13 protein-coding genes are annotated in these 12,306 nt (G+C 46.5%); 7 read left to right on the top strand and 6 right to left on the bottom strand.

All coding sequences use genetic code 11. The annotated features are described in order from the left end of the window. Window positions 1–125: 125 nt before the first annotated feature. The gene (locus QUB33_RS08325; protein WP_333349334.1) at window positions 126–917 is read right to left on the bottom strand and encodes a 2-phosphosulfolactate phosphatase family protein; all 792 of its coding nucleotides are present in this window, start codon (window positions 915–917) and stop codon (window positions 126–128) included. Window positions 918–1,006: 89 nt separating this feature from the next. Here QUB33_RS08325 and QUB33_RS08320 point away from each other — a divergent pair, with 89 nt between their 5' ends. Continuing rightward, window positions 1,007–1,900: an EI24 domain-containing protein gene (locus tag QUB33_RS08320; protein ID WP_445299516.1), complete on the top strand. Its 894-nt coding sequence runs from the start codon at window positions 1,007–1,009 to the stop codon at window positions 1,898–1,900. Between the two features lie 3 nt (window positions 1,901–1,903). Here the strand turns inward: QUB33_RS08320 and QUB33_RS08315 are convergent, their stop codons facing one another. Beyond that, a complete protein-coding gene (locus QUB33_RS08315; protein ID WP_333349330.1) occupies window positions 1,904–2,158 on the bottom strand; it encodes a hypothetical protein in 255 nt (84 codons plus the stop codon). 475 nt (window positions 2,159–2,633) lie between these two features. Here QUB33_RS08315 and QUB33_RS08310 point away from each other — a divergent pair, with 475 nt between their 5' ends. Together QUB33_RS08310 and QUB33_RS08305 are read left to right on the top strand one after the other, a co-directional pair. Next, entirely contained in the window at window positions 2,634–3,365 is a 732-nt protein-coding gene (locus tag QUB33_RS08310) for a DUF7873 family protein (protein ID WP_190732936.1), read from the top strand. A 473-nt stretch (window positions 3,366–3,838) separates the two neighbouring features. Further along, entirely contained in the window at window positions 3,839–4,768 is a 930-nt protein-coding gene (locus QUB33_RS08305) for a serine/threonine-protein kinase (protein ID WP_333349329.1), read from the top strand. Here QUB33_RS08305 and QUB33_RS08300 read toward each other — a convergent pair. From QUB33_RS08300 to QUB33_RS08290, 3 genes are all read right to left on the bottom strand, one after another. Further along, window positions 4,762–5,388 (bottom strand): DnaJ domain-containing protein, encoded by a 627-nt coding sequence (locus QUB33_RS08300; protein ID WP_333349327.1) that lies wholly within the window; start codon window positions 5,386–5,388, stop codon window positions 4,762–4,764. The genes QUB33_RS08305 and QUB33_RS08300 overlap by 7 nt on opposite strands. 130 nt (window positions 5,389–5,518) lie before the next feature. Then, entirely contained in the window at window positions 5,519–6,112 is a 594-nt protein-coding gene (locus QUB33_RS08295; RefSeq protein WP_190741966.1) for an ATP-dependent Clp protease proteolytic subunit, read from the bottom strand. 207 nt (window positions 6,113–6,319) lie between these two features. Next, window positions 6,320–6,979 (bottom strand): ATP-dependent Clp protease proteolytic subunit, encoded by a 660-nt coding sequence (locus tag QUB33_RS08290; RefSeq protein ID WP_242715759.1) that lies wholly within the window; start codon window positions 6,977–6,979, stop codon window positions 6,320–6,322. Between the two features lie 72 nt (window positions 6,980–7,051). Here QUB33_RS08290 and QUB33_RS08285 point away from each other — a divergent pair, with 72 nt between their 5' ends. From QUB33_RS08285 to thrB, 4 genes are all read left to right on the top strand, one after another. Beyond that, a complete protein-coding gene (locus QUB33_RS08285; RefSeq protein ID WP_333349325.1) occupies window positions 7,052–8,287 on the top strand; it encodes a VWA domain-containing protein in 1,236 nt (411 codons plus the stop codon). A gap of 222 nt (window positions 8,288–8,509) precedes the next feature. Then, entirely contained in the window at window positions 8,510–9,076 is a 567-nt protein-coding gene (locus QUB33_RS08280) for a Uma2 family endonuclease (protein WP_333349384.1), read from the top strand. Between the two features lie 3 nt (window positions 9,077–9,079). After that, window positions 9,080–9,574 (top strand): tetratricopeptide repeat protein, encoded by a 495-nt coding sequence (locus QUB33_RS08275; RefSeq protein ID WP_333349323.1) that lies wholly within the window; start codon window positions 9,080–9,082, stop codon window positions 9,572–9,574. Between the two features lie 90 nt (window positions 9,575–9,664). Beyond that, window positions 9,665–10,630: a homoserine kinase gene (gene thrB, locus QUB33_RS08270; protein WP_333349321.1), complete on the top strand. Its 966-nt coding sequence runs from the start codon at window positions 9,665–9,667 to the stop codon at window positions 10,628–10,630. Window positions 10,631–10,914: 284 nt separating this feature from the next. Here thrB and QUB33_RS08265 read toward each other — a convergent pair whose 3' ends face one another. After that, a complete protein-coding gene (locus QUB33_RS08265; protein ID WP_333349318.1) occupies window positions 10,915–12,162 on the bottom strand; it encodes a response regulator in 1,248 nt (415 codons plus the stop codon). Between the last annotated feature and the right edge of the window lie 144 nt (window positions 12,163–12,306).

Here is a 12,306-nt window from a genome sequence, read left to right as displayed (position 1 = left end):
AATTTTGTGTCCCGATCCAGTATCTTTAATACTACTTTCTTTTAAAAAAAATCTTGTTCGCTAACTACTAATTTCCGTAAGGTGCGCCTAGGCGCACCTTACTAATACTGCATTCGCAGAAAATTTCACTTCGCCGTTTTTTCTGAAGATTGAACCCAGAAATCAGCCTGAGGAATTTTAAAATCCGACTTAACCAAAACTCCCGGTTCTCGCTGCATGGGCAGCACATCTAAAGTATCCGTTTGCGCGCAATATTTTAAATCTTCAATAACACCTAAACCGAGGAGGCGCTGGCCGTGACTCGCTCTTTCCAACAACTCGTGCAACCGATCTTGCCAGTGCAGGTAAAGAGCAATAGCCCCAAATACTTCATCGTTACCAGCAAAATCGCTCGCAGGAATACCGCTTTCTGCTAGCAGACTTTGGGCGATCGCACCAGCACAAACCGTATCTTCCAACGAATAACTCCCTTCCCAACCAGAACCCACAATCCAAATAGTTTCCGGCCGTTTATTTAACAAAAACTGCACCACAGATTTGCGGTTAATCAAAGCCGCCGTTAACACCGTTGCAGCAGCTTGCACTCGCTGCAGAGCCCGAGTACCGTTAGTTGTGCTGATAAAAATTCGCTTCCCAGTCACCTTTTCTGGCGTGCAGTCGAAGGGGGAATTCCCCATGTCAAATCCGTCAACTTTGCCGCCGCCGCGCTCTCCAGCGCGAATCCGCTTATCAGCAGGCCATTTTTCGCTCTCGGCCATTAACTTATCTAAGTCGCTGAAAACTTGGACAGCTTCCGCCCCATTATTCAGGGCTGTTGCCATTGTCGTAGTCGCCCGCAGCACATCAACTGCGATCGCGCAAGCCGGCATTTTGTCGGCTGGCGTAAGTTCCGGGGTATGGTAAATAAAAAGCTTCACTTTTGGGCTACCTGCGATAAATCCTCATCAGCAATAATAATGGAAAGTGGATGATAGAAAATAGAGTCGAGTCCTCAAAAGCAGAAAATATGTCAAAACAGCTAAATTCAAACCCCGCCCACGCCGCCATTACCGCACCAATTGGACTCCTCGCAGGTTTCACCTATCCTTTGCGAGCTTTTACGCTAATTTTGCAAACTCCCAAGCTGTGGACTTATGTATTAGTTCCCGTGGTGCTAAATTTTATAATTGGTATTGGTCTTTATTTAAGCTTGCTATTTCCCAGTTTGGCAGGGATAGACGTTTTAGTTGCCGATTTGTCCGTCCGATTTAATACTCTAATTGCAAGTTTTCCAGCTTGGCTGAGCTTTCTCGGCGTGTTAACAGTCGCTTTCGGCTGGCTGCTGCGCGTACTCCTAGTGTCAGGACTTTTGCTGATAATCGGATTTTTGTTAGTGCAGTTTGGCGTGATTTTAGGTTCGCCTTGGTACGGCAAACTTTCCGAGCAATTGGAACTCCTGCGGAACGGTCAATTGCCCGCAGAAGAACCAATGAATCTGGCGAGTAGTTTTGGGGATATTCAAAGGGCGATCGCCTTTGAACTGCGAAAACTACAAATTTTGTTGAGCGTCGGCATACCGCTGCTGTTGCTGCATTTTATCCCTGGGGTCGGCTCTATTCTTAGCAGTTTGGGTGGCGTAGCTTTGGGCGCGACTATTGTCTGTTTGGACTTTTTAGACGCACCTTTGGAGAGGCGGAGGCGACCTTTTCAAGAGAAATTGAAGATAATTTGGGCGAGTTTGCCGGCCAGCGGGAGTTTTGGTGTGGTTTGTTTGGGTTTGGTGAGCATTCCCCTGTTGAATCTGTTGGCGATTCCGCTGTGCGTGACGGCGGGAACTTTGTTTTTTTGCGATCGCATTTGGCCGGCCCGCTTTGCCCCACAAGAAACAAAGAGCGATCGAGAAACTAACATTACCAATTAAAAACTAGGAAGATGCTTCTTCCTTCGGCCGACTCTGGGAGTTAAGGCCCAAAAACGGGCTTAACAACAGCCAGCTAATGAAGAAAAAGGATGCTGTAAATAGCTGGACAATATCTATCGCCGACAAATATCCGTCAGATAATAGTGCAATAGTTCTATCTGTCAGCCCGAATATCCAAGAGAGAATCCCAAACAGCCAAATGCCTTTTTGGAGCATGGGCAAAAATGCTGAAAGTTCGGAGTTTTGCTGCTTGTTCATTGATTTAGCCCTTGTTTGCGAAAAGTCTGATTAACCGGGGCACCCCAAGGGCTTAAGGATTTTTGGTGTCTCCTCGGATTCCCTTTGTTATCTATATGTTAAGAAATATTTCCCGACATGACAACGCGACCTGGGAGGGATTTCCGCATCTATCTCCCGAGGTAGTTGGAGCGCTGACAAAGAGTTATATTTGCTACACTTTGGCAGCGAGGCTAGAGATTTTGCCGATTTTTTGAGGGATAAATTGCTGGACACGGATAGCCGCGGGTTCTCTTGACACCGCGCCTACAAAAAAAAGCTTGTAATTTATATTGAATTATGCAATACTACAAAATGAACAAGTCTGGTTAAAGAACGATCCTGAGGTTTGTACTGAGGACTGAAGTCCTCAAAACCCTAAAAGCCACAGGACAAACAATTTGATTATCAAAATCAACCGGACTTGATGTGAGTTCAGCGTCAATAAAATCGAACAATGGCACGCTTAAATCAGATTATTGCGATCGAAAAAGGCATCAAAAGCCGCTCGGTTCAAGAACTGGCAGAAGCTCAAAAAGCTCTCCAGAAGCCCGCTGTGCTTTCTGGAATCTCCCGCACTTACCGTCCCAAAGACGAAGAAGGCGAACAACTGCCGCCCGAGTCCAAAAAAGTTGAAGTCAAAGCAGAAGAGATTATCCGCAAAACGACTGAAGTTTTGACCAAACTCTTCGACGTAACCGCAACCAAAGATTGGACAAATTGTAGCGCCCGCGCGGACGTAACTGTAGACGGAAACGTGCTTTTAAGCCAAGTTCCCGTCAGCTATTTGTTATTCATTGAAAAGCAGTTAGCAGATTTGCAAGCATTTATCAAAAAACTTCCAGTGTTAGATGCTTCCGAGACTTGGAACTTCGATGCTTCGGCAGACTGCTGGGCCACAGAACCGGTGCAAACTCTCAAGACTTTTAAAACTCCGCGCAATCACGTTAAAGCTGAAGCTACCGAACACCATCCGGCTCAAGTCGATGTTTATTACGAAGATATTACGATCGGCTATTGGCGGACTGTCAAGTTTTCTGGAGCTTTGCCAGCTCGGCGGATCAATGAGTTGCTGCAAAGGGTAGAAATCTTGCAGCAAGCTGTTATGTTCGCCCGCGAAGAAGCTAACAATTCTGAAGTTGAGGAACAGAGAGTGGGAGAGCGAATTTTTCAGTTTATTTTTCGCTGATTGCTTGCTTTTTTGATAGTTATGGTTTAAGATATAAACAGAGTACAAGTTAAAACTCAAACTTCAACTTAAACCGTACAAATGTGATAGTGCAGGTTCGACTCCTGTCCCTCCTACCCAAAATAGGGCCCAAAATAGGGGGGTAGCCCAATTGGCAGAGGCAGCATTGCGTACAAATTCAACAGCAAGCTATTACTCTAAACTCAGCATTCACCGCCGATCGCTAAAACGAATGTCAGGAAAATCACATCATCGAGGTTGCTGGCTCATATCCAGCCCCCTCTACCAAACGCAGGGGGGTAGCTCAATCGGTAGAGCGCGATGCTATTAATCTTAAATCCTTGACTTAAATGTGATAGCGTGCCCAAATGGGCGGTAAATATAAACCCAGTAGTAAGGTCAGAACTGCTGGGTTTTATGCTAATAATTGATTCAATTCGTTAAATCCGTCAGTCCTGGACGTATCAAGACAGATGATTTATTGCATCAATCCTCACTGCGAACAACGCGAAAATCCTGCTGCTGCTCAAAATTGTCAGGCTTGCGGCACAGATTTGTTAATTGGCGATCGCTATCGTATCCTTAAATCAGTGCGATCGCCCAATCCCGCACGCCCCACAGACATCTTTGAAGTCGAAGATTTGGGAACCGGGGAAAACGAATGGGGAACTGTCAAAATTTTAAAAGTCTTGAAACACACACACAATCCCGATTTAATTCGCGTGTTCAAACAAGAAGCGCGAGTTTTGATTTGGCTGGCAGGAAATAGCCTAGTTCCCCAAGTCGAACCTGACGGTTATTTCCCAATTAAACTCCCTCATAACTTCCAGAAATTGTCTTGTTTGGTGATGGAAAAAATTACCGGAGAAAACTTGGCAGAATTATTAACTAAAAAACAGTACATTTCTCAACAGATCGCTCTAGATTGGCTGCAACAAATGCTTCATATTTTGCAGGAAATCCACAAATATCGTGTAGTACATCGGGATATTAAGCCATCCAACCTCATGGTTGAAGCCAATGGGAAATTGAGATTAATTGACTTCGGCGCCGCCACAGAAGCAGATATAGATACCGCACCCATAGGTTCTGCTGGATACGCCGCACCGGAACAAATTCTAGGTAAAGCAGACGTGCGATCGGACTTTTTTGCCCTAGGGCGTACTTTTGTACATTTATTAACAGGCATACAGCCAAGTCACTTTCCCGTTAATGAAAAAACTGGTAAAATTAATTGGAGGAACCAGGCTGTAGATATTGACCCGTTACTCCTAGACTCGATCGACGAATTGATCGAACCGCTACCAGAAAACCGACCTGAAAATACCCAAGTTATTTTAGAAAAATTAAAAATTCACGACGCAGACCCCCTGCAAAAGGGGGACACAACATCGCTTCAATAAATCTCTTCCAGCCGGCGAAAATCCCGCTCAACTTCTGCCCACAAAGCCCGATTGTGAGGGTCAGTTTTCACAGCCTTTTTCAAATAAATTCTCGCCTTATCAACCTGCTTTTCTCCGATCAAATGCCGTCCCCAGCGCTGATAGGCGATCGCTTGCCACTGACGCACCTCCAAATCTTCGGGAACCCGCTGGGCCAAACCCTCAATCAAGGCGATCGCCCGCGGGAACCTCTGATATTTCAGCAACTGCTGCAATTCAACATAAGCATCTTGCTTTAACTTTTCTTCCACCGCCGACAGATCCGCATTAGATGGAACAGCAGGCTCTTTTCGAGTCACTTTAACTGCCTGCGGTTGAGCTTTCACCCCCCGATCCGGCGGTGTCCAAGTAGGCGGCACAGTTGAATTGGCAACTTTCGACTCCGCAACATGGTGGGGGGCAACCTTCACCAGGAACTTATAAGCCTCAGTAATAGCAATAAACTTATTCTTAGCCTGTTCGTTTCCCGGATTCACATCGGGGTGATACTGTCTGGCTAACTGCCGATAAGAGGCTTTAACTTGCGATAAACTCGCACCAGACCTCAATCCTAACTGTCGGTAATAATCTGCAATATCCATTTAGCATGAATGAGCGTTAATAATTCCATTAAATATGGCAGAATCCTTAAATGTAAAGATTCTGCCAAAATTTACTGCGAACTAGGTTGTAATGCGAGGGTTGCCCGCACTACGGTCGCGCCAAAATAACTTACGGACGCTCTTCGATCACTCTGTCAATCAAGCCGTATTCCTTGGCTTCCTCAGCGGACATGAAATAGTCGCGATCCATGTCCTTCTCGATTTTCTCGATCGGCTTGCCAGTATTCTTAGCATAGATATTATTGAGTTCGTGGCGCAGCCGCAGAATCTCTTTCGCCTCAATCTGAATATCCGTTGCTTGTCCCCGCGTGCCCCCAGAAGGCTGGTGAATCATGATTCGCGAGTGAGGCAAAGCTAACCGTTTTCCTTTCGCACCGGCAGCTAACAGGAAAGAACCCATCGAAGCAGCCAAGCCCACACAAATCGTCACCACGTCCGATTTAATGTGCTGCATGGTATCAAAAATAGCCATGCCGGCTGACACCATTCCGCCTGGGGAATTGATGTACAAAATAATATCCTTACCCGAATCTTCCGAATCGAGATAGAGCATCACAGCGATGATTTGATTGGCAATTTCATCGTCAACGTCCCTGCCCAAGAAAATAATCCGTTCGCGGTAGAGGCGATCGTAGATATTAATCCACTGAGTATCATAACCCCCCGGCATTTTGTAGGGAACTTTTGGCACACCGATAGGCATAATTCGGAACTCCGTTTAGTTGGTAATTGGTGATCGGGCAATTGGGCATCGGGCATCGGGCATTGGGCATTGGGCATCGGGCATTGGGCATCGGGCATTGTTAGTCATAAAAAGACTATTGAATAACTAATCAGGGTAGAAACTACTAGCCATTAACCCTTAATTCTTACCCATTCCCCATTCCCCATTCCCCATTCCCATTCCCAGTTAGATGACTCCTGCCGGCAGCGGTTTCGGCAATTCTTCCGAACTTTCAAGAACGCGATCGATCAAACCGTATTCTTTAGCTTCATGGGGCGTCATGTACAGCAACCGATCCATATCTTTAGTAATCTTTTCGATCGGTTGGCCAGTACAGCTTGCAAAAATCTCAAGCATCGTTGCTTTGTTTGCCAGCACTTCCTTAGCCCGAATTTGAATGTCGCTTGCTTGACCCCGCGTGTAAGCCTTGGGTTGGTGCAACACAATCGAAGCGTGGGGCAAACTCGCCCGAAAGCCTTTTGTACCAGCCGCTAAAAGCATCGCAGACATCCCCATTGCCGAACCGAGGCAAATAGTGTGTACAGGGGGCTTAATGTACCTGATCGTATCGCAGATAGCGAAGGCTTCTGTTTCAAAGCCGACGGGTTCGCCACTGTAACCAGAAGTGCCGGTCGAGTTGATGTAGATTTTGATCGGCTTATCCGGGTCTTCGTACTGCAAGAACAACAGTTCAGCGATAATCAGTTCTGTTACCGCAGGCACCAGAGGCATCCCCAGATAAACGATCCGCTCCTTCAGCAACAGGGATGGCAAATCGGGAGGTGGCGTCCGAGAGTTCCCTTCCCCGTAGTATGGCGATTGCACAGCTTTAATTGGTGTGTTCATATAACCGAAATGTTGCCTGAACTGATGGAGCTATTCTTAAAGAAATACTAACGCAATCTTTAGGTATCCCGCATGAAAGTTAGTTTGCTCCCGGTTTTAAACGACCCTAACCTTGACGCTGCTGCGCCCTCGACGCAGCGCCAGCTAGCGATTTCAGTGTCTGCGATGGCAAGGGAGATCGACTCCAGCGTACCCTTAAACCTGTGCCTGATTCTCGACCACAGCGGCTCGATGGGCGGACGCCCCTTGGAAACCGTCAAACAAGCCGCCGGACGTTTGCTCGACAGGTTGAAGCCCGGGGATCGCTTTTGCGCGGTGGCTTTCGACCATAAAGCCAAAGTCCTCGTGCCCAATCAAATTGTGGGAGATCCCAGCAGCATTAAACGGCAAATTGAGCAATTGCGCTCGGCCGGTGGCACAGCAATTGATGAGGGCATTAAGTTAGGTATTGAAGAGTTGGGCAAAGGCAAAAAAGAAGCTATATCTCAGGCGTTTCTGCTGACTGACGGCGAAAATGAACACGGCGACGACAGCCGCTGTTTGAAGTTGGCTAAATTGGCTGCTGACTACAACATGACTTTAAATTCTCTGGGATTTGGCGATAACTGGAATCAGGATATTTTGGAAAAGATTGCTGATGCAGGCGGTGGTGCTCTGGCACACATTCAGCGTCCCGAAGATGCGGTTGACGAGTTTGGCAAACTATTTACTCGCATCCAAGGTGTAGGTTTGACTAATGCTTATTTGCTATTTTCACTGATGCCAAAAGTACGGTTAGCCGAACTCAAACCGATCGCCCAAGTTGCCCCGGATACGATCGAATTACCGGTACAGCAAGAGGGCGATCGTTTTATGGTGCGCCTGGGAGATTTAATGAAGGATATAGAGCGAGTAGTTTTGGCTAATATTTATATTGGACAGTTGCCCGAAGGTACACAGGCGATCGGGCAATTGCAAATTCGCTACGACGATCCGACTGTCGGTCAAAGTTTGCTTTCCGATCCCGTTGCAGTTTCCGCTAATGTCTTGAAAGTTTATCAGCCCGCACTTAACCCGACTGTGCAGCAGCACATTTTAGCTTTGGCTAAATACCGCCAAACTCAACTCGCAGAAACCCGATTGCAACAGGGCGATCGCGCCGGCGCGGCAACGATGCTGCAAACGGCTGCTAAAACTGCTCTGCAAATGGGCGATAAAAGTGCCGCAACTGTGCTGCAAACTTCTGCTACTCGTTTGCAGTCTGGTGAACAATTGAGTGAAGCCGATCGCAAGAAAACTCGCATTGCTTCTAAAACTATTTTGAAGTAATCGCGCGATTTGAAATTTTAAATAATTTTAAATTTGGCGATCGAACAATTTGGCGATGCGAAATCGCCTCTACAAAAACGAAACCCGCACCCAGGCGGGTTTCAATATTATGAGTCTCGCCTGCAAAAAGCGAGAGTCAGTGTAGCCCGATTGTTTCAAGCCGTCGATTGTGTAGAAGCTCGATCGTTTAGAATGTTTGTATCACCTATCAAGAGTGCTTGTATGAACCAGACAATATCTGATAAAGTACGCTGGACTACCGCCGATTTAGAACTATTGCCCGATAACGGCGATCGTTACGAAATTATTGATGGGGAGCTATTTATGACTAGAGCACCGCATTGGGGGCATCAACAGACTTGTGGCAGATTTTTTTCTTCCCTTGATACTTGGTCGATGTCTACTGGTTTGGGACGAGCCGCCATCAATCCAGGCCTTATTTTCAGTGATGCTGATAATGTCATACCTGATGTAGTTTGGGCTAGCAACGAACGCTTGGCTATCTTGCTAGACGAAGCAGGCCATTTAACCGCCGCACCCGAGTTAATTGTTGAAGTATTGTCCCCGGGTGCAGACAATCATAGACGCGATCGAGATTTGAAACTCAGACTTTATTCGGTGCGAGGAGTGCAGGAATACTGGGTGGTGAATTGGCAATTGCAGCAAATAGAAGTTTATCGCAGGGAACAAGCAAGTTTAAGGCTCATTGCTACGCTGTTGAGCAATGATGAACTAACTTCCCCTTTGTTGCCAGGTTTTAGTTGTTCAGTAGCTCATATTTTTGCCTAAATTATGAAATCATCATTTTACAATTTAATTGCTCCTCTAGTAATCTTTACTATTTTTGGTAATATATTCCCTGCTGTCTATGCTAAATCCTCAGCAATATTAATAGCTCAAGAAACGATTGTTCAAAATCCTGCTGAAGATTTATTCAATAGGGCTTTAGCCAAATCAGAGGCGGGAGATATTCAAGGTGCGATCGCCGATTACACCGAAGCCATCCGCCTCAACCCCAACTACGCCAAAGCCTACAACAAACGCGGCATCATCCACGGCCGCAATCTCAAAGATTATCCAGCAGCTAAAGCAGATTTCGATCGCGCAATTGAAATTAACCCGAACTACGGCGACGCCTACTACAACCGCGCCAGAGTCCGCGAGTTCTTAGAAGATAAACCGGGGGCGATCGCCGATTATCAAAAAGCAGCGGAAGTTTATCAAAAAGACGGCAATACCAACGATTATCAAGATGCGCTCAAGCATCTTCAAATGCTGCAAGAATAGAGTGCTTTTGAAAACATAGTATAATATCCTTCGATCTGCGTTCATCCGCATTCATCGGCGGTTAAACATTCCAAATCCACCATTCAAAAAATGCCCGAAACTTCCACCGTCACCGTCACCGTACCCGCCACAACCGCCAACCTAGGCCCCGGCTTTGACTGCATCGGCGCCGCTTTAAGCCTCTACAACCGCTTTCAATTCTCCCGACTCGAACCCTCAGCAACAGAGAAACTAAAAATTACTGTTACAGGCAAAGAAGCCGCCAAAGTCAAGACAGATGACAGCAATCTCGCTTATCTAGCCTTTGTCAAGTTATACGATCGCCTCAACCAATCGCCGCCCCCTGTAGCGATACATATAGATATGCAAGTTCCGCTGGCTAGAGGTTTGGGGAGTTCCGCCACAGCTATTGTCGGTGGGTTAGTCGGTGCAAATGAATTAGCCGGAAAGCCTTTGATTCAAGTGGAAGTGATGCAATTGGCGATCGAACTTGAAGGCCATCCCGACAACGTTGTTCCCGCTTTACTCGGAGGGTGTCGCCTCGCTGCTAGCAATCCACCCCCCCAACCACCCCTTAGCAAGGGGGGGCAGGAGGGGGGTGCTTGGGAGATTTGCGATATTCCCTGGAATCCAAATATTGTGGCCGTGGTAGCCATTCCCGATTTTGAACTGTCTACAGCCGAAGCCCGCAAAGTTTTGCCAGCAGATTACAGTAAGGCTGACGCGATTTTTAATGCCGCACACCTCGGTTTGCTAGTACGGGCTTTGGAAACGGGCAATCAAAACTGGCTGCGCTGCGCCCTCCAAGACAAAATTCACCAACCTTACCGGCAATCTCTGATTAAGGGATATGAAGCGGTGCAACAAGCCGCCCTAAATGCAGGGGCTTGTGGAATGGTAATTAGCGGTGCCGGGCCGACGCTTTTGGCTTTAACGGATGCTACTAATGCTGATGCGGTTGTGAGGGAAATGGTGGCTGCTTGGATGGAATTTGGGGTAAAGGCAGATGTAAGGGCGATCGGCCTCGATACTCAAGGCGCGCAACTCTCCCTTTAGTTATTCCACTCCTAGACACGCAACATCTACATAACCGTGTTTTGTAGGGGCAATCTCCCGCGGTTGCCCCTCTCCATGGAATTATTGATATTTCTATTCTCTTCCTCTCTCCTTCAAATCTCTTGAATATCAACTCAAGTCTCTTTTCGAGAACTTCTGCCATTCCCTCTACAAAATTTTACATTTTAAAAAAATGCAGTCATTGTAGGGGCGGATTCACCATCATCTCAGGCTAAAACAAACAATCTCAAAAACCAGCACCCAACAACGGTGAATAACATTAATTAGCTGTGACGCAGGGGAATTTCTATGTAAATTTTAGTACCTTTACCGGGTTCCGAAAAACACCTTAACTCTCCTTTGTGCTGCTCTACAATTATCTGATAGCTGAGAGCAAGTCCCGAGTAAATGGGTGGTTCCGCAGGTTGGGCAACCAAAAATGGCTCAGAAAGTTGCGCTGTGATATCTTTGCTAATTGCCATGTCGTTATCCGCAATCTCAATAGAAATTCGCTCAGCATCGACCACCTGAGTGCTAATCAAAATCACAGGCTTAAATTTGATTGATTCCAACTCTGCCAACTCTTGAGCAGACTCTTCCAAAATATCGATCGCGTGATTGATGATATTCAGAAAAGCTTGATTGAGCAGACCTGCGTAACACTCAATCTGTGGTAAATTGCCGAATTGTTTCATCACCTTGATGTCTCGCCTTCCCTCGCGAGCTGGCAAGCGGTGCTGCAACAACAACAGAGTATTTTCTAAACCGTCGGAAACATCGAATAACTGCCAGCCCGATCGATCGCTGCGGGAAAAATCCTGTAGCGACAAGATTATTTGGCGGATGCGATCGCTCCCGGTACGCATGGAACTCACAATTTTTAATAAATCGTCGAGTACGAATTCCACATCCATATCTTGTTGTTTTTGCTGAATTTCAGATCCGGGTTCGACTAGCTCTTTTTGATACAATTGCAGCAGTTCAATTAAATCAGTAGCGTAGCTTTGGACGTGAGTTAGATTGCTGTAAATAAAAGTAATTGGGTTGTTAATTTCATGGGCGATACCTGATACCAATTCCCCCAAACTAGACATTTTTTCAGTTTGCAGCATTCGATCGCGCGACAGTTCCAATTCTTGCTGGGTGAGAGCCAACCGCGCCCTCAACTCGCGCGATTGCTTAGACGCGCGCACCCGGGCCAATAATTGCTGCTTAACTATGGGTTTAAACAGAAAATCGTCAAAGGGCGCATCCAATTCTTGAACTTCATCAAATTGCTCGGGTGTTGTCAGCAGAATAAAATAGGCTGGCGCCAATTCTCGATCGGCCTTCAGCAGCCGGCACACCTCCAAAAAGTTGATTTGAGGCGAAGTCCCGTCGCAAATTATCGCATCGGGGGACACTTCCCTCGCCAAGTCTAAACCCTCTTTGTCGTCGGAAACGACTCTCACCTGATGTCCCTCTTGGTCGAGTAACTCTTGCACCACTTGAAAAGTCCCAGTATCCGCGACGATCGCCAGAATCTTTGCCATACTTCTATAATCTCCACAAATTACTTTTTAGGATACAACCGCCAGAATTGCGCTGACAGATTTAAAATTCCAAAATAGTTCAATTCCATCTAAAAACAGCCGATGCCCTATCCCTCAAAACCAAAAATAGCTCATACCATTTTA

This window comes from Microcoleus sp. B3-A4, assembly GCF_036705385.1.
Classification (GTDB): domain Bacteria; phylum Cyanobacteriota; class Cyanobacteriia; order Cyanobacteriales; family Microcoleaceae; genus Microcoleus.
This window is presented reverse-complemented; position numbering and strand designations above follow the sequence as displayed.